This window comes from Streptomyces sp. NPDC101490 (assembly GCF_044767145.1).
Classification (GTDB): Bacteria; Actinomycetota; Actinomycetes; order Streptomycetales; family Streptomycetaceae; genus Streptomyces.
This window is the reverse complement of the sequence record NZ_JBIWNI010000018.1, coordinates 25,377-43,445: the sequence shown is the minus strand read 5'-3', so window position 1 is coordinate 43,445 and position 18,069 is coordinate 25,377. Positions and strand designations below refer to the sequence as shown.

The following is an 18,069-nucleotide window of genomic DNA, read 5'->3' as shown; positions in this document are numbered from 1 at the left end:
CGCCTCCCTCAGCCCACGTCGAGCCGGATCAGCCGGTCGTCCCCGGACTTCGGGGTGCCCCGGCCGTCGGTCTGGTTCGTCATCAGCAGGAGCCGCCCGTCGCCCGTCGCGAGGACCGTGCGCAGCCGGCCGTACTCCCCGGTGAGGAACGCCCGGGGCTCCCCGGAGAGTTCCGTACCGGAGACCGGGACGCGCCACAGCCGCTCGCCCCTGAGCCCCGCCATCCAGATCGCGCCCCGGGCGTACGCGATGCCGCTCGGCGACGCCTCCGAGGTCGGCCACTGGGCCACCGGGTCCACGAAGCCCTTCCGTCCCGCCCGTCCCTCGACCACCGGCCAGCCGTAGTTCTTCCCCGGCTCCACCAGGTTCAGCTCGTCCCAGGTGTTCTGCCCGAACTCGGACGCCCACAGGCGCCCGTCCGCGTCCCAGGCCAGCCCCTGCACATTGCGGTGCCCGTACGACCAGACCGCCGACCCGGCGAAGGGGTTGCCCGGCGCGGGACGGCCCTCCGGGGTGACCCGCAGGATCTTCCCGCCGAGCGACGCCCGGTCCTGGGACAGCCCCGTCCGGCCGGTCTCGCCCGTCCCCGCGTACAGCATCCCGTCCGGCCCGAACGCGATCCGCCCGCCGTCGTGCGTCACCCCCTTGGGGATGCCGGTGAGCACCGGCTCCGGCGTCCCGAGCCGATCGCCCGCCGCGCCCCCGTACCGCATCCGGACGATCCGGTTGTCGGACTCCGCCGTGAAGTACGCGTACACCCAGGCGTCCTTCACGGCGAGACCGAGGAGCCCGCCCTCACCGCCGGGCACCACCCCGGGCACCTCGCCGAGCGGGGTCCTGACCCCGGTCCGCCCGTCGACCCGGGTGACCGTCCGCTCGTCGCGCGAGGAGACCAGCAGATCACCGTCCGGCAGGCGGGCGAGGCCCCAGGGCGACTTCAGGTCCCCGGTGAGCGTGCCCGCCACCGTCACCCGGCCGCTCCCCGCCGCCGACGGAGGGGAGACGGACCCGGACGGGGAGACGGACCCGGACGGGGAGGTGGCGGACGGCGGGGCCGAGCCCGGCCGTTCCTCCGGGTCCCCGGAGGAGCCCGGGGAGCAGCCCGCGACCAGGGCGAGCACGGCGGCGCCCCACAGGGCCTTCAGCACAGCAGGACGTCTCACGGCGGGGTCCCCTTCGACGGGTCGGGCGGTGTCCCTCGCCTCTAGATACCTCCCGGGGCCCGCCAGAGTTCCCGCCCGGGCCCGGGACTTCGCACGGCGAGGGCCACGCCCCCGCGCCGACCGGACGGACGCCGAAGCCGGTGGCGGGGCGGACGGACACCCGACGGACGCCGACGACCGGACCGCCGCCGCCCTCCGTCCCGGAGCGCCGCCGCCCGCGGGAGCCGGACCGCCGCCCGTGGGCGCCGGAGAGCCCCGCGTACGGTCCTATGCGGGTCCCCCCCCAGGTCGAGCAGGCCCCGGCGGCCACCGTGGAGCTCAGTAGTCCCAGGAACCCCGGGGCGCCGGGAGCGCCGCGATCTCCGCGAGGTCCTCCGGGGTCAGCCGCAGCCGCGCCGCCCCCGCGTTCTCCACCGCCCACCGCTCCCGCTTCGCCCCCGGCACCGGCACCACGTGCCGCCCCCGGCCCAGCACCCAGGCGAGCGCCACCTGCGCGGGGGTGACCTCCGCGCCGTGCCGGGCGGCCACCCGCCGCAGCCCCACCACGATCGGCTGGTTCGCCGCCATCATCTCGGCGGTGAACCGGGGGTGCCGCGCCCGGGGATCGTCGGGCTCGAAGCCGCCTCCGGTGGTCAGCGTCCCGGTCAGATAGCCGCTCCCCAGCGGCATCGCCGCCAGGAAACCGACACCCCGGGCCACGCACCACGGCAGCAGCCGCGCCAGCGCCTCCTGCGACCACACGGACAGCTCCGCCTCCACCGCCGCCACCGGGAACACCTGCTGGACGCGTTCCAGCTGGCGGATCGTTCCCTCATAGCCGTCCCGCCCCGCGCCCGTGGTGCCCCGGCGGGTCCAGCGGGCGCCGACCGCGCACAGCCCCAGCGCCCGCACCTTCCCGGCGGTCACCAGCTCCGCCATCGCACCCCAGGTCTCCTCGACCGGCACCTCGGGGTCCGCCCTGTGAAGCTGGTAGAGGTCAATGACATCGGTCTGGAGCCGCCGCAGCGAGGCGTCGCACGCCCGGCGCACGTACCCGGGCCTTCCGTTGGCGACGACGTGCTGGTCGCCGACGAGCAGACCGCACTTCGTCGAGACGAAGGCCTCCGCCCTGCGCTCCCTCAACACCCGCCCCACCAGCAGTTCGTTGGTGAACGGCCCGTACATGTCGGCGGTGTCGAGCAGACTCACCCCGGCGTCCAGGGCCGCGTGCACGGTCCGCAGCGAGCGGTCCCCCCGCTGCTGCGAACGGTCGTAGGCCCAGCTCATCGGCATACACCCCAGGCCGACCGCACCCACGTCGAGCGCCGTCGCCCCGATAGTCCTGCGCTCCACCTGCCGGTACCCCTCCCTGTGCCGTCCCCCAAAGTAACCAATGCCGTCCGGGATTCTTCGCATAGCCTCCCGCTCATGAGATTCGAAGACACGACCGCTGACGTGTGGCTTCCCGTTCCGGCGGCCGAGACAGAGGGACTCCCCGAGCCGGGCGCGTCGGGCCTCAACTACCTTTTCTGGGACGGCGGACCGGAGTTCCCCGCCGATCCGGCGCGCTGCGTCTTCTACGTCGTCCCGTACATGAAGGGCTCCGAGATCGCCGTACGGCCGCTGGCCGCGATGACCTCGCTCCGGGTGGTGCAGACCCTCTCGGCGGGCATCGACCACGTCACCCCCGGCATCGGCTCCCTGCCGCCGGGCGTCGCCCTCTGCAACGCCAAGGGCGTCCACGAGGCCAGCACCGCCGAACTCGCCCTCGCCCTGGTCCTGGCCTCGCTGCGCGGCATCCCCGGCTTCGTGCGCGGCCAGGACGCCGAGGAGTGGCGGGCCGGCTTCTACCCCGCCCTCGCCGACAAGTCCGTCCTGATCGTGGGATACGGATCGATCGGCGCCGCCATCGAGGACCGGCTCGCGGCCTTCGAGTGCGCGCGGGTAGCACGCGTCGCACGCTCCGCGCGCACCACCGTGCGCGGGCCGGTCCACGCCCTGTCCGAACTGCCCGCGCTGCTCCCCGAGGCGGACGTCGTGATCCTGTCCACCCCGCTCACTCCCGAGACCAGGCATCTCGCCGACGCGGACTTCCTGGCGCGGATGAAGGACGGCGCGCTCCTCGTGAACGTGGCCAGGGGCCCGGTCGTCGACACGGCGGCCCTGCTCAAGGAGGCGGAGAGCGGGCGGATCACGGCCGCGCTCGATGTCACCGACCCGGAACCGCTCCCGGCCGGACACCCCCTGTGGCACGCCCCGGGCGTCCTGATCAGTCCCCATGTGGGCGGTTCCACCTCCGCCTTCATGCCGAGGGCCAAGCGGCTGATCGCCGGGCAGCTGCGGCGGTTCGTGGCGGGCGAGGAGCCGGTGAACGTGCTGCTCACCACCGGCTGAGCGGGGACAGGGCCGTCCGGGTGATCCGTACGCCCGACACGCGCCGTGCAACAGCCCACGTCAGTCACGCAGCGTAGAGGAACCCTGTCCCTGAGTGACGGTCCTGGTGTATCGTCCCGGATCGGGGACTGCGTCGAGTACGGGCTGACGCTGGGGAGTGACGTGACGGGACAGCAGATTCCGAGGGGGGCGAAGGGTGAGGCACGGCCGGAGGAGCGACGATCCGACGCGGCGACGCCGCCGTCGGAGGTCCCTCCGCGCCTCACCGACCGCCTCGTACCCACCGTGCCGGACCAGGCCGCGCCCCATCGCGCGTCCCGCCCCGCCCCCGGCCCCGCCGGAGCGACGGAGAGCGAAGGCCCCCGCCGGGGCGACGGCACCGGGAGCGCGGGCCACGAGGCCTACTCCGGCCGCGCGGGCGACGGCGAAGGCACCGGCCGCGCGAGCGGCGGAGACCGCGAAGGCGGCCCGGTCCGGGCCGCTCCCGACGGCGGCGAGGGCCGCGCGGGCAGCGGTGACGACGAGGCACGCGAGGGCCGTGTCGCCGGTGAGGACCGCGCGGCGGACCGCACCGGCGACGAAGACGCCCCGGCCCGCGACGCCCTGGACCGCGACGCCTCGGACCGCGACGCCCCCGACCGTGAAGCGCCGGACCACGACCTCCCGGACCGCGACGCCCCGGCTGGTGGCGTCCCGGACCGCGACGTCCCGGCTGGTGGTGTCCCGGACCATGGCGACGCCGACCACGACCTCGCGGACGGCCGCGCGCCCCACGACCTCGCGGACGGCGGTGCGAGCCACGCGACCCACGCGGGCCACGGCGGCGGCACCGGCTGCGCGGTGTGCGGAGCCCCCGTCCCGGCGGACGATCCGCTCGTACGGGACCCGGCGGGTCCCCACGACTGCGACGGTCACGCCGTCTGCGTCCCCGGCGAGCCACCCGCCCGCCCGCACGAGGCGGCCGCCTGCGGAGGCGCGGCGCCGGAGGCCCCGGTGACCGCGCCCGGGGCGGTGCTCGCGCGCCCCCCGGCCGACACCGGGGGAACCGCCCCCGGTCGGCCGGCCCCCGCGAGCCCCGGCATCGGCGGCATCCTCGCCCAGATCGCCCTCGGGCTGATCTGCGCGGGCTACACGACCGGCGCCTCCCTCGGCTGGGGCTCCCCGGAACTCGCACTCTTCATGGGTGACTTCGGACTCAGCGCCGCCGCCCTGACCGCCGCCGTCTCCTGCTTCCTCTACGCCCGCGCCCACCACGGCGAGGACCGCCCCGCCTGGCTGCTCTTCGCCTTCTCCTCGTTCATGGCCTCCGCGGGAAACGCCGTCTGGGGCTGGTACGAGGTGGTGCTCCGCACCCCCGTCCCGACCACGTCCGTCGCCGACCTGTGCTTCCTGCTCTTCGCACCCCCCGCGATCGTCGGACTCCTCGTCCTCGCCAAGAAACCCGTCACCCGGGCCGGCTGGGTCTGCCTCGGCCTCGACGCCTGGCTCATCGGGGGCTCGCTCCTCACCCTGTCCTGGAGCCTGGCCCTCGCGCGCACGGCCCACTTCCAGAACGAACCGGTCACCCAGGCCGCCCTGTCGCTCGCCTACCCGCTGCTCGACATCGTCCTCGTCAGCATGGTCCTGGTCCTGCACTTCCGGCGCTCGCAGGCCAACCGCTCCGCGACCAACACCGCCATCGCCGCCCTCGCCCTCACCGTCCTGTGCGACGCCCTGTTCACCTCACCGCTGCTCCGCCAGAGCTACGTCTCCGGACAGCTCCTCGACGCGGGCTGGTTCGCGGGCTCCCTGCTCCTCGCCTACGCCCCCTGGGGCGCGCGCCGCCTCCCGGGCGCCGAGGCCCCCGCCCGGACCCCCCGGCTGCACAGCCGCCCGGTCGCCGGTTCCCTCGCCGCGCTCACCCCGTACCTCGCCGCCGCCGTCTGCACCCTCAGCCTCCTGTACAACGTGGTCGAGGGCCGTCGGCTCGACCGCTTCGTCGTCCTCACCGGCTGCACCGTGGTCCTCGCCCTCGTCGTACGGCAGGGCATCATGCTCCTCGACAACATCGCCCTCACCCACGAGCTGGCCCAGAAGGAGAACCACTTCCGGTCCCTCGTGCAGGGCTCCAGCGACGTCATCATGATCGCCGCGCCCTCCGGGACCCTCCGCTACGTCAGCCCCGCCGCCTCCGGCGTCTACGGCCGCGACGCCGAGGAACTGACCGGCTCCGAACTGTCCTCGCTGATCCACCCCGAGGACCTCGGCGCCGTCGTCCACGAGGTGCGCCGCTTCCTCGCCGTCTCACCCGCCGAGGAACCCACCACCCGGATCGAGTGCCGCTTCCGCTCCGGCCGGGACGACTGGCTCAACGTCGAGTCCACCGTCAACCGGCACCAGGGCGGCCTGATCTTCAACAGCCGGGACGTCACCGAGCGCGTCCGGCTCCAGGCCCAGCTCCAGCACAACGCCGAGCACGACCCGCTCACCGACCTGCCCAACCGCGCCCTGTTCACCCGGCGGGTCCGGCAGGCCCTCGGCGGGCGCCGCGCCTCCGACCCCGGCACCGCCGTCCTCTTCGTCGACCTCGACGGCTTCAAGGGCGTCAACGACCGGCTCGGCCACCAGGCGGGCGACGACCTCCTCGTCCAGGCCGCCCGCCGCCTCCAGGACTCCGTACGCGCCGGGGACACCGCCGCCCGGCTCGGCGGCGACGAGTTCGCCGCCCTCATCCTCGGCGACGGCGGACGCGACCGGGCCGCCCGCGAGAGCCAGGTCCGGGAGATCGCCGACCGGCTCCGCCTCACCCTCTCCCGGCCCTACCGCGTCGACGGCGACAACGAGGTCCGGGTCGCCGCCTCCATCGGGGTCGCCTTCGCCGAGCCCGGCATCGCCGCGGGCGACCTCCTGCGCAACGCCGACCTCGCCATGTACCGGGCCAAGGCCGCGGGCAAGGACCGCGTCGAGCTGTACGCGCCCCAGATGCAGGCCGAGGTCGTCCGCCGCACCGAACTCGCCGCCCGGCTGCGCACCGCCCTCCACGACGGCGAGTTCGCCCTGCTCCACCAGCCGGTCGTCGACCTCGCCACCGGCCGGATCTCCGCCGTCAGCGCCCAGGCCCGCTGGCGCTCCGCCCAGGGCATCCTCTTCACCCCCGCCGAGTACCTCCGGGTCACCGACGACGGCGAGCGGACCGCCGAGCTGGGCCGCTGGCTCCTGGAGGAAGCGGTCGAGCAGGCCGCCGAGCGGGCCGGAATCGGCCATCGCGCGCCCGTCTCCATCCGGCTCCCCGCCCGCCGCCTCCTCGACCGCTCGCTGCCCCTCGGCTCCGTCGAGTCCCTGCTCACCCGGCACGGACTGCCGTCCGGCTCACTGATCATCGAGCTCGCCGACAGCGACCCCCGGATCTCCCTGGACGAGCTGGAACAGCGCCTGGTGAGCCTGCGCCGCCTCGGCGTACGGATCGCGCTCGACGGATTCGGCAGCGGACACGTCGCCATCAACGCGCTCCGGCGCCTCCCCGTCGACATACTGAAGCTCGACCGCGGGCTCGTCGAAGGGCTCGTCGAATCACCACGGCTCCGCAAGATCACCCGCGGAGTCCTCCGTATCGCCGGGGAACTCGGCCTCCAGACCGTGGCCGAGGGAGTCGACGAACCGGAGCAGGTGGTCGCCCTGCGGGCGATGGGATGCGGCCATGCCCAGGGCGCGGCCTTCTCCGGCCCGCTCGACGAGTACCGGCTGCGCAGGGCCCTCGTACGGGACGAGTACCCCCTCCCCGGAGCGGTTCCGGCACGTGCCGGAAACCGACCCTCCAACCGCTCACATGATGAGACGCCCGTCCCACCCACTTGACAGTGACGAGGCCTGAGAGGGAGGGTCAGTGCCATGCGCACCCGAATTCTCGTACTTGGACAGCGCGTCGGCTGAAGCGGGGCCCCTCCCAGGCCCGCTTAGAACGCACCCGACGCGCTCCCCTCGCTTGCCTCCCGGCACGAGGGGTTTTTTGTTGCACCGACTCCCTCCGAAGCCGGTGCGAACCCTGGCAAAACACCTCGCGAAAACCCTCTGCTTCGAGAAGAGATGCTGATGACCGACCAGGCCACCGGGCACCATCCGCAGCCGCGGCCCCGCCACGGCGCGACGCCCGCCACCACCGTCGAGCACGTCACGGGTGCGCAGTCCCTCATCCGTTCTCTCGAGGAAGTGGGCGCCGACACCGTCTTCGGCATCCCCGGCGGCGCGATCCTGCCCGCGTACGACCCGATGATGGACTCCCGGCGGGTCCGCCACATCCTGGTGCGCCACGAGCAGGGCGCGGGCCACGCGGCCACCGGCTACGCCCAGGCCACCGGCAAGGTCGGGGTCTGCATGGCGACCTCGGGCCCCGGTGCCACCAACCTCGTCACCCCGATCGCCGACGCGCACATGGACTCGGTCCCGCTCGTCGCGATCACCGGCCAGGTCGCCTCCAAGGCGATCGGCACGGACGCCTTCCAGGAGGCGGACATCTGCGGCATCACGATGCCGATCACCAAGCACAACTTCCTGGTCACCAAGGCCGAGGACATCCCCCGGACGATCGCCGAGGCCTTCCACATCGCCTCCACCGGCCGTCCCGGCCCGGTCCTGGTCGACATCGCCAAGGACGCCCTCCAGGCGAAGACCACCTTCAGCTGGCCGCCGCAGACCGACCTGCCCGGCTACCGCCCGGTGACCAAGCCGCACGCCAAGCAGATCCGCGAGGCGGCCAAGCTGATCAGCGCCGCCAAGCGCCCCGTCCTGTACGTCGGCGGCGGTGTCATCAAGGCCGGTGCGACCGCCGAGCTGAAGATCCTCGCCGAGCTGACCGGCGCCCCCGTCACCACCACCCTGATGGCCCTGGGCTCCTTCCCCGACAGCCACCCGCTGCACGTCGGAATGCCCGGCATGCACGGTTCGGTCACCGCCGTCACCGCGCTCCAGAAGGCCGACCTGATCGTCGCCCTCGGCGCCCGCTTCGACGACCGGGTCACCGGCAAGCTCGACAGCTTCGCCCCGTACGCCAAGATCGTCCACGCGGACATCGACCCGGCCGAGATCGGCAAGAACCGCACCGCCGACGTCCCGATCGTCGGTGACGCCCGCGAGGTCATCGCCGACCTGGTCCAGGCCGTCCAGGCCGAGCACGCCGAGGGCAACAAGGGCGACTACACCGCCTGGTGGAGCGACCTGAGCCGCTGGCGCGAGACCTACCCGCTCGGCTACGACCTGCCGGAGGACGGCAGCCTCTCGCCGCAGCAGGTCATCCAGCGCATCGGGCAGCTCGCCCCCGACGACACGATCTTCGCGGCGGGCGTCGGCCAGCACCAGATGTGGGCCGCCCACTTCATCGACTACGAGCGGCCCGCCACCTGGCTGAACTCCGGCGGCGCCGGGACCATGGGGTACGCGGTCCCCGCCGCGATGGGCGCCAAGGCCGGTCTGCCGGACCGCCCGGTCTGGGCCATCGACGGCGACGGCTGCTTCCAGATGACCAACCAGGAACTCACCACCTGCGCCCTGAACAACATCCCGATCAAGGTCGCCATCATCAACAACGGCGCCCTCGGGATGGTCCGCCAGTGGCAGACCCTCTTCTACAACCAGCGCTACTCCAACACCGTCCTGCACTCCGGCCCGGACGACATCCAGGCGAACAAGGGCACCCGCGTCCCCGACTTCGTCAAGCTCTCCGAGGCCATGGGCTGTGTGGCCCTGCGCTGTGAGGACCCGGCCGACCTGGACAAGGTCATCGCCGAGGCCAACGCCATCAACGACCGCCCGGTCGTGGTCGACTTCATCGTCCACGAGGACGCCCAGGTGTGGCCGATGGTCGCCGCCGGCACCTCCAACGACGAGGTCATGGCCGCCCGGGGCGTCCGTCCCGACTTCGGCGACGGCGAAGACGACTGAAGCGCGGAACGCAGCAGAGCGAAAAGGAAGAGACCCACACCATGTCCACCAAGCACACGCTCTCCGTTCTCGTCGAGAACACCCCCGGCATCCTCGCCCGGATCGCCGCCCTGTTCTCCCGCCGCGGCTTCAACATCGACTCCCTCGCCGTCGGCGTCACCGAGCACCCCGACATCTCCCGCATCACCATCGTGGTGAGTGTCGAGGACCTGCCCCTGGAGCAGGTGACCAAGCAGCTCAACAAGCTGGTCAACGTCCTGAAGATCGTCGAACTCGAGCCCAGCGCCGCGATCCAGCGCGAGCTCGTCCTGGTGAAGGTCCGCGCCGACAACGAGACCCGCTCCCAGATCGTCGAGATCGTCCAGCTGTTCCGCGCCAAGACCGTGGACGTCTCGCCCGAGGCCGTCACCATCGAGGCCACCGGTTCGAGCGACAAGCTCGAAGCGATGCTCAAGATGCTGGAGCAGTTCGGCATCAAGGAGCTCGTGCAGTCCGGCACGATCGCCATAGGGCGCGGCTCCCGGTCCATCACGGACCGGTCCCTGCGGGCCCTCGACCGCAGCGCCTGACAACCCGTCGGCGGTCAACCACCGGTCCGTCCGGCGGTCCGACTGACGAGACCCGAAAACTTTCCTCCCGCTCCCCGCCGTACGGTGGGACGCAACACCAGCACTTCAAGGAGATACCCAGTGGCCGAGCTGTTCTACGACGACGACGCCGACCTGTCCATCATCCAGGGCCGCAAGGTCGCGGTGATCGGCTACGGCAGCCAGGGCCACGCCCACGCGCTGTCGCTCCGTGACTCCGGCGTCGACGTCCGCGTCGGCCTCCAGGAGGGCTCGAAGTCCAAGGCCAAGGCCGAGGAGCAGGGCCTGCGCGTCGTCTCCGTGGCCGAGGCCGCGGCCGAGGCCGACCTCATCATGATCCTGACCCCGGACCCGATCCAGGCCCAGGTCTTCGAGGAGTCCATCAAGGACAACCTGAAGGAGGGCGACGCGCTCTTCTTCGGTCACGGCCTCAACGTCCGCTACGGCTTCATCAAGGTGCCCGAGGGCATCGACGTCGCCCTGGTCGCCCCGAAGGGCCCGGGCCACCTGGTCCGCCGCCAGTACGAGGAGGGCCGCGGCGTCCCGTGCATCGCCGCCGTCGAGCAGGACGCCACCGGCAAGGCCTTCGACCTGGCGCTGTCGTACGCCAAGGGCATCGGCGGCACCCGCGCCGGCGTCATCAAGACGACCTTCACCGAGGAGACCGAGACCGACCTGTTCGGTGAGCAGGCCGTGCTCTGCGGTGGTACCGCGGCGCTGGTCAAGGCGGGCTTCGAGACCCTGACCGAGGCCGGTTACCAGCCGGAGATCGCCTACTTCGAGTGCCTGCACGAGCTGAAGCTCATCGTGGACCTCATGTACGAGGGCGGTCTGGAGAAGATGCGCTGGTCGGTCTCCGAGACCGCCGAGTGGGGCGACTACGTCACCGGCCCGCGGATCATCACCGACGCCACCAAGGCGGAGATGAAGAAGGTCCTCGCGGAGATCCAGGACGGCACCTTCGCCAAGGAGTGGATGGCCGAGTACCACGGCGGTCTGAAGAAGTACAACGAGTACAAGACCCAGGACGCCAACCACCTCCTGGAGACCACCGGCAAGGAGCTGCGCAAGCTCATGAGCTGGGTGAACGACGAGGAGGCGTAAGCCTTCCGGGACGGGGCCGGACCAGGTGTCCGGCCCCGTGCCACACCCTTGGACACCCCGTCCAACCACGGACGGGTGATCCTTCCAACGCGGCACATGCACGGCATCGCCACAGCACTACACTGCTCAACAACATTCGCGTTCAGGCCCACAGCGTCGTGCGCTTTCACGCGGCAAGCCCCCTCCACCGCCTGCGGCCGTCGGGACGGCCGTCCGCACTGGATCTGTGAGGACTCACGTGAGCTCGAAACCTGTCGTACTCATCGCTGAAGAGCTGTCGCCCGCCACCGTCGACGCGCTGGGCCCGGACTTCGAGATCCGGCACTGCAACGGCGCCGACCGCGCCGAGCTGATCCCCGCCATCGCCGACGTGGACGCGATCCTGGTCCGTTCCGCGACCAAGGTGGACGCCGAGGCCATCGCCGCCGCCGGGAAGCTGCGGGTCGTCGCCCGCGCCGGAGTCGGTCTGGACAACGTGGACGTCTCCGCCGCCACCAAGGCCGGTGTGATGGTCGTCAACGCCCCGACGTCGAACATCGTCACCGCCGCCGAGCTGGCCTGTGGCCTCCTCGTCGCCACCGCGCGCAACATCCCGCAGGCCAACACCGCGCTGAAGAACGGCGAGTGGAAGCGCAACAAGTACACCGGCGTCGAGCTGAGCGAGAAGACCCTCGGTGTCGTCGGCCTCGGCCGCATCGGCGTCCTCGTCGCCCAGCGCATGTCGGCCTTCGGCATGAAGATCGTGGCGTACGACCCCTATGTGCAGCCCGCCCGCGCCGCCCAGATGGGGGTGAAGCTGCTGGCCCTGGACGAGCTCCTGGAGGTCGCCGACTTCATCACCGTCCACCTGCCGAAGACCCCGGAGACCCTCGGTCTCATCGGCGACGAGGCGCTGCACAAGGTCAAGCCCTCCGTCCGCATCGTCAACGCCGCGCGCGGCGGGATCGTGGACGAGGCGGCGCTGTACTCGGCGCTCAAGGAGGGCCGGGTCGCCGGTGCGGGCCTCGACGTGTACGCGAAGGAGCCCTGCACGGACTCCCCGCTGTTCGAGCTCGACCAGGTCGTCTGCACCCCCCACCTCGGCGCGTCCACGGACGAGGCCCAGGAGAAGGCGGGCATCGCCGTCGCCAAGTCGGTGCGCCTGGCGCTCGCCGGCGAGCTGGTCCCGGACGCGGTCAACGTCCAGGGCGGGGTCATCGCGGAGGACGTGAAGCCGGGTCTGCCACTCGCCGAGAAGCTCGGCCGGATCTTCACCGCCCTCGCGGGCGAGGTCGCGGCCCGCCTCGACGTCGAGGTGTACGGCGAGATCACCCAGCACGATGTGAAGGTGCTCGAACTCTCCGCGCTCAAGGGCGTGTTCGAGGACGTGGTCGACGAGACCGTGTCGTACGTCAACGCCCCGCTGTTCGCACAGGAGCGCGGTGTCGAGGTGCGTCTGACGACCAGCTCCGAGTCGCCCGACCACCGCAACGTGGTCACCGTGCGCGGCACGCTGGCGAACGGCGAGGAGGTGTCGGTCTCCGGCACCCTGGCCGGTCCCAAGCACCTCCAGAAGATCGTCGCGGTCGGCGAGTACGACGTGGACCTGGCGCTCGCCGACCACATGGTCGTGCTGCGCTACGAGGACCGCCCGGGTGTCGTCGGCACGGTCGGCCGCATCCTCGGCGAGGCCGGTCTGAACATCGCGGGGATGCAGGTCTCCCGCGCGGAGGAGGGCGGCGAGGCGCTCGTCGTGCTCACCGTGGACGACTCGCTCCCCGCGACGGTGCTCGCGGAGATCGCCTCGGAGATCGGCGCCGCCTCGGCCCGCTCGGTCAACCTGATCTGAGCCCGAGCGCGCACACCACCCGTACCCGGTGGCCGGACCCTCGTCCCGTACGAGCGTCCGGCCGCCGGGTACGGCGCTGTCACGGGACGGGGGAGGACCTTCCCCGGACCGGCGCTCCGTCGGCCGTCTTCGTCGTAGAACGGTCACAGACGGCCGGAGCTGTCGCTTCCGCCGTCCCGGCCCTGCTGTCATGACGGGACGACGACCGACCGCACCTTCTCAGGAGGCCCCGTGCCCAAGCGCCGTACCACCAGGATCCTCGCCGCCTTCTTCGCCGCCGGACTGCTCATCGGCGGCGCGGCTCAGCTCGCCAAGATGACCACGGGCGGCCCGGCGCCGCAGACGGTCGCCATGAACAAGGCGGAGCTGGTCGGGGCCTGACCCCGACCCCTCCCCGCCCTCGACCGCCTCGGGGCGGCTACAGCTTGGCCGACTTCAGGGACATGTGGAGGAGGAGGCGGTCCTCGCCGTCGTCCAGGTCCAGGCCCGTGAGCTGTTCGACCCGGGAGAGGCGGTAGTAGAGGGTCTGCCGGTGGATGCCCAGGGCCGCCGCCGCGCGGCCCGCCTGGCCCGCGCTGTCGAGGAACACCTCGGCGGTGCGGGCCAGTTCGCTGTGCGCGGGGGCCAGCAGCGGGGCGACGACCGGATCGACCTCCGGGTGGTAGAGCGCGGCCAGGAGGCGGTACGGGCCGATCCGGGCCCACTCCGCCACCGGGCCCAGCGACGGCTGGGCGGTCGCGGCACGGGCCGAGGTGCTGGCCTCGCGCCAGGCGGCCGGAAGCTCCGCGAGACCCCGGCGGGGCGTCGCGACACCGGCGGTCGCGGCGCCGCGCAGCCGGTCCGCCGCCGCGCGGGCCGGGGTGAGGTCCTCGGAGGTGCGGAGCCGGACGAGGACGGCGAGGGACTCCGCCTCCGGGAGCGCGGTGACCGCCGCCGCCCCGGCCACCGTCCGGACCGAGGGGGCCTCGCCCCGCCAGGGGGTGACGCAGACCACGGTGTGCAGCCCGTCCGCGCTGGGCCCCAGGGCCGCCCGCAGGGCCGCGACGGCCGTCTCGTGCTGCCAGCCCCGCCCGGCGGTCAGGGCCGCCGCGAACTCGCGCGAGAGGTCCGCGCCCGCGCGCTCCTCGTCCGCGAGCAGCTCGCCGATCCGGGCGGCGACCTCCATGGCGGCGGTGAGCCGTTCGGACGAGGGGCCCGGCTCGGCGTCGAGCAGCCAGACGTAACCGAGGACGACACCCCGATGGCGTACCGGGAGGCACACCCGGTCCCGGAAGACGCCCGCGTCGGGGGCGGCGGGGATGCGGACCGGTCCGGTCGCCCGGGTGATGCCGAAGCCCTCGAACCAGGCGCGGACCGCGGGGGTCGACTTGCGGGTGAGGATCGAGCGGGTCCTGACCGGGTCCATGGCGCTGTCGTCGTCGCTGTCGTGCGCGCCGAAGGCGATCAGGCCGAAATCGCGGTTCTCCAGTGTCGCGGGGGCGCCGAGCAGCCCCGAGATCTCGTCCACCAGTTCCTGGTAATCGCCCTTCACGGGCCCATTCTCGCACCCCTTCCCCCGCCGTTCAGACAGATGTCTGAGAGGCGGGCCACGGATGCGTGACAGCTGTAGATGGCGGACGATCGGAGCGATCCATAGGTTTCACGGTGGTCATCCGTGCTGTTCCCGGTCCGAACCCCCTTCCGGTCCGGTGACGGCCCCGTTCTCCCCCTGCCCTCTGGAGGTGCCCGTGCTGGGTCCCGTGATCCTCGCCGCGTCGCGCAGCGACAAGATGCGCCGTTTCGTGTCGGCCGCCCCCGGGACCAAGCAGGTCGTCGCCCGCTTCATCGCCGGTGAGTCGGTCGGTGACGTCGTCCCGATCGTCCAGGAGCTGAGCGACCGCGGCCTCGAGGTCACCCTCGACGTCGTCGGTGAGGACATCACCACCGTCGAGCAGTCCCACGCCGCGCGGGACGCCTACCTGGAGCTCGTCGGACGCCTCAAGGAGCTGGGCCTCGGCGAGCGCGCCGAGATGTCCGTCAAGCTGTCGATGTTCGGGCAGTCCCTGGAGGGCGGCCACGAGCTGGCGCTCGCCAACGTCCGTCCGGTCGTCGAGGCAGCCGCCGAGATCGGCACCACGGTCACCCTGGACGCCGAGGACCACACCACCCTCGACTCGATGTTCGCCATCCACGAGGAGCTGCGGAAGGACTTCCCGCAGACCGGCTGCGTCATCCAGGCGTACCTGTTCCGCACCGAGGACGATGCCCGCCGCCTCGCCGAGAACGGCTCCCGCGTCCGGATAGTGAAGGGCGCCTACAAGGAGCCCGTCTCCGTCGCCATCCAGGACAAGCCCGAGATCGACAAGGCGTACGTCCGGATCATGAAGATCCTGATGGACGGCGAGGGCTACCCGATGATCGGCTCGCACGACCCGCGCCTGATCGCCGTCGGCCAGGAGCTGGCCCGCCGCGCGGGCCGCAAGCTGGACGAGTACGAGTTCCAGATGCTGTACGGCATCCGCAGCGAGGAGCAGCAGCGCCTCGCCGCCGAGGGACACCGCATGCGCGTGTACACCGCCTACGGCACCGACTGGTACGGCTACTTCATGCGCCGCCTCGCGGAGAAGCCGGCCAACCTGCTCTTCTTCGTCCGGTCCATCCTCACCAAGGGCTGAGCCCACACCCCTCAGAAGGAGTTAAGCGACTCATGGACGCTGTCACCCAGGTCCCCGCTCCGGTCAACGAGCCGGTGCACAGCTACGCCCCCGGCTCTCCCGAGCGCGCCCGTCTGGAGGCCCAGCTCAAGGAGCTGGCCGAGAACCCGCGCGAGCTGCCGATGACCATCGGCGGCGTGAAGCGCCTCGGTGGCGGCGAGGAGTTCCAGGTCGTCCAGCCGCACAACCACAAGGCCGTCATCGGCACCTTCCGGGGCGCCACCGAGCAGGACGCCCAGGACGCGATCGACGCGGCCCTGGCCGCCGCTCCCGCCTGGCGCGCGATGTCCTTCGACGACCGTGCCGCGATCATCCTGCGCGCCGCCGAACTGCTGGCGGGACCGTGGCGCGAGACGCTGGCCGCGTCCACCATGCTCGGCCAGTCGAAGACGGCCCAGCAGGCCGAGATCGACACCCCGTGCGAGCTCGTCGACTTCTGGCGCTTCAACGTGGCGTACGCCCGCCAGATCCTGGCCGAGCAGCCCCCGGCCAACTCGCCGGGCGTGTGGAACCGGCTGGACCACCGCCCGCTCGAAGGCTTCGTCTACGCGATCACGCCGTTCAACTTCACGGCCATCGCGGGCAACCTGCCCACCGCCCCCGCCCTCATGGGCAACGTGGTGGTCTGGAAGCCGTCCCCGACGCAGACCCACTCCGCCGTGCTCCTCATGGAGCTCCTGGAGGAGGCCGGGCTGCCGAAGGGCGTCATCAACCTGGTGACCGGCGACGGCATCGCCGTCTCCGAGGTGGCCCTGAACCACCGCGACCTGGCGGGCATCCACTTCACCGGTTCGACCCGGACCTTCCAGCACCTGTGGAAGACCGTCGGCACGAACATCGAGAAGTACCGCTCGTACCCGCGGATCGTCGGCGAGACCGGCGGCAAGGACTTCGTCGTCGCGCACCCCAGCGCCGACCGCGCGATCCTGAAGACCGCGCTGACCCGTGGCTCCTTCGAGTTCCAGGGCCAGAAGTGCTCCGCGTCCTCGCGCGCCTACGTCCCGGCGTCCATCTGGAACGACGGCTTCAAGGAGGAGTTCGCGGCCGAGGTCGACGGCATCACCATGGGTGACGTCACCGATCTGTCGAACTTCGTCGGCGCCGTCATCGACGAGCGTTCCTTCGCCAAGAACAAGGCCGCGATCGACCGTGCCGCGGCCGACCCGAGCTGCACGATCGTCGCCGGTGGCACCTACGACGACTCGGTGGGCTACTTCGTCCGCCCGACCGTCATCGAGTGCGCCGACCCGGAGAACGAGGTCTTCAAGGCCGAGTACTTCGGCCCGATCCTCGCGATCCACGTGTACGACGACAGCTCCCCCGAGAAGTACGACGAGATGCTGACCCAGATGGAGTCGGTCTCGGACTACGCCCTCACCGGCGCGGTCATCTCCGGCGACCGCGCGGCCACCGCGCACACGATGGAGAAGCTCCGCTTCGCCGCGGGCAACTTCTACATCAACGACAAGTCGACCGGCGCCGTCGTCGGCCAGCAGCCCTTCGGCGGCGGCCGTGCCTCGGGCACCAACGACAAGGCGGGCGCCCCGCAGAACCTGATGCGCTGGACGCTGACCCGCGCCATCAAGGAGACGCTGGTCCCGCCGACCGAGTACGGCTACCCCCACATGGGCTAAGCCCCACCGGCCGCCCCTCCGACGGCCCCCTGACACCGCCCCCCTCCCCGGTCCCCCAACCGGGGACGGGGGCGGTCTTCATTCCGGGGTCCGGCCGCAGGCCGCGGCGGGCACCCGCCGTGTGGGAATCCGGACCGGACCGCCGTGCGCGCGGAGCCCGTGCGGGCGGTCGGAAAACCCCGGGAGGGGCGGGTGGTCGCTGTGGGACGCTGCTGTCATGACGATCGTGAGGACCGCCCCCACCCATGAGGTCGGGGCCGAGCGGCTCCGGGCCGTCCGGGTGCTGCTCGACGACGCCTTCGACGGGACCTTCTCCGACGACGACTGGGACCACACCCTCGGGGGCGTGCACGCCTGGGCCGAGGACGAGCGGGGGATCGCCGCCCACGGGGCCGTCGTGCAGCGGCGGGCCGTGCACGGGGGGCGGTCGTACCGCGTCGGGTACGTCGAAGGGGTCGCCGTCCGGGCGGACCTGCGGCGGCGGGGGCTCGGCGGGGCCGTGATGGCCGAGCTGGAGCGGGTCATCGACGGGGCGTACCTCTTCGGGGCGCTCGGCGCCTCCGACGAGGGCGCCGCGCTCTACCGGGCGCGCGGCTGGCGGCTGTGGCCCGGGCGGATCGAAGCGCTGGGCCCCGGCGGGCCCGTCCGGCTCGCCGACGAGGAGGGCTGCGTCTTCCTGCGTCCCGCGGCGGGCCGCACCCTGCCCGGTCCTGACTCCCCGCTCGCCTTCGACTGGCGCGACGGCGACGTGATGTGAGGGTCCCGGGCTCCGCG

Annotated in this window: 13 protein-coding genes; 10 read left to right on the top strand and 3 right to left on the bottom strand. The window is 72.3% G+C overall.

Annotation, left to right across the window (positions count from 1 at the left end; translation table 11 throughout):
* Positions 1 to 8 precede the first annotated feature (8 nt).
* Positions 9 to 1,163: a PQQ-dependent sugar dehydrogenase gene (locus ACIRQY_RS26535; RefSeq protein ID WP_403930047.1), complete on the bottom strand. Its 1,155-nt coding sequence runs from the start codon at positions 1,161 to 1,163 to the stop codon at positions 9 to 11.
* A gap of 318 nt (positions 1,164 to 1,481) precedes the next feature.
* Positions 1,482 to 2,495 carry an aldo/keto reductase gene (locus ACIRQY_RS26530; protein WP_351788611.1) on the bottom strand — a complete coding sequence of 338 codons (1,014 nt, stop codon included), beginning with the start codon at positions 2,493 to 2,495 and terminating at the stop codon, positions 1,482 to 1,484.
* Between the two features lie 75 nt (positions 2,496 to 2,570).
* Between ACIRQY_RS26530 and ACIRQY_RS26525 the strand changes: the two genes are divergently transcribed.
* From ACIRQY_RS26525 to ACIRQY_RS26495, 7 genes are all read left to right on the top strand, one after another.
* Positions 2,571 to 3,536 (top strand): 2-hydroxyacid dehydrogenase, encoded by a 966-nt coding sequence (locus ACIRQY_RS26525; RefSeq protein WP_403930044.1) that lies wholly within the window; start codon positions 2,571 to 2,573, stop codon positions 3,534 to 3,536.
* A gap of 993 nt (positions 3,537 to 4,529) precedes the next feature.
* A complete protein-coding gene (locus ACIRQY_RS26520) occupies positions 4,530 to 7,370 on the top strand; it encodes a putative bifunctional diguanylate cyclase/phosphodiesterase (protein ID WP_403930217.1) in 2,841 nt (946 codons plus the stop codon).
* Positions 7,371 to 7,598: 228 nt separating this feature from the next.
* On the top strand, positions 7,599 to 9,449 hold the full coding sequence (locus ACIRQY_RS26515; RefSeq protein WP_351788616.1) for an acetolactate synthase large subunit: 1,851 nt from the start codon (positions 7,599 to 7,601) through the stop codon (positions 9,447 to 9,449).
* A 41-nt stretch (positions 9,450 to 9,490) separates the two neighbouring features.
* Positions 9,491 to 10,018: an acetolactate synthase small subunit gene (ilvN, locus tag ACIRQY_RS26510; protein ID WP_148006298.1), complete on the top strand. Its 528-nt coding sequence runs from the start codon at positions 9,491 to 9,493 to the stop codon at positions 10,016 to 10,018.
* 120 nt (positions 10,019 to 10,138) lie between these two features.
* The gene (gene ilvC / locus ACIRQY_RS26505; RefSeq protein WP_351788620.1) at positions 10,139 to 11,140 is read left to right on the top strand and encodes a ketol-acid reductoisomerase; all 1,002 of its coding nucleotides are present in this window, start codon (positions 10,139 to 10,141) and stop codon (positions 11,138 to 11,140) included.
* A 238-nt stretch (positions 11,141 to 11,378) separates the two neighbouring features.
* Positions 11,379 to 12,968: a phosphoglycerate dehydrogenase gene (serA, locus tag ACIRQY_RS26500; protein WP_351788623.1), complete on the top strand. Its 1,590-nt coding sequence runs from the start codon at positions 11,379 to 11,381 to the stop codon at positions 12,966 to 12,968.
* A gap of 231 nt (positions 12,969 to 13,199) precedes the next feature.
* A complete protein-coding gene (locus ACIRQY_RS26495; protein WP_351788625.1) occupies positions 13,200 to 13,349 on the top strand; it encodes a hypothetical protein in 150 nt (49 codons plus the stop codon).
* 37 nt (positions 13,350 to 13,386) lie between these two features.
* Here the strand turns inward: ACIRQY_RS26495 and ACIRQY_RS26490 are convergent, their stop codons facing one another.
* Positions 13,387 to 14,499, bottom strand: a complete 1,113-nt coding sequence (locus ACIRQY_RS26490; RefSeq protein WP_403930039.1) for a PucR family transcriptional regulator — start codon at positions 14,497 to 14,499, stop codon at positions 13,387 to 13,389.
* Positions 14,500 to 14,695: 196 nt separating this feature from the next.
* On the opposite strand from ACIRQY_RS26490, the gene ACIRQY_RS26485 reads away from it, so the two are divergent.
* From ACIRQY_RS26485 to ACIRQY_RS26475, 3 genes are all read left to right on the top strand, one after another.
* The gene (locus ACIRQY_RS26485; protein ID WP_403930036.1) at positions 14,696 to 15,622 is read left to right on the top strand and encodes a proline dehydrogenase family protein; all 927 of its coding nucleotides are present in this window, start codon (positions 14,696 to 14,698) and stop codon (positions 15,620 to 15,622) included.
* A gap of 32 nt (positions 15,623 to 15,654) precedes the next feature.
* Positions 15,655 to 17,295, top strand: coding sequence for an L-glutamate gamma-semialdehyde dehydrogenase (pruA, locus tag ACIRQY_RS26480; RefSeq protein ID WP_403930033.1), 1,641 nt, complete (start codon positions 15,655 to 15,657; stop codon positions 17,293 to 17,295).
* Positions 17,296 to 17,512: 217 nt separating this feature from the next.
* Positions 17,513 to 18,052: a GNAT family N-acetyltransferase gene (locus ACIRQY_RS26475; RefSeq protein ID WP_403930031.1), complete on the top strand. Its 540-nt coding sequence runs from the start codon at positions 17,513 to 17,515 to the stop codon at positions 18,050 to 18,052.
* Positions 18,053 to 18,069: the final 17 nt, after the last annotated feature.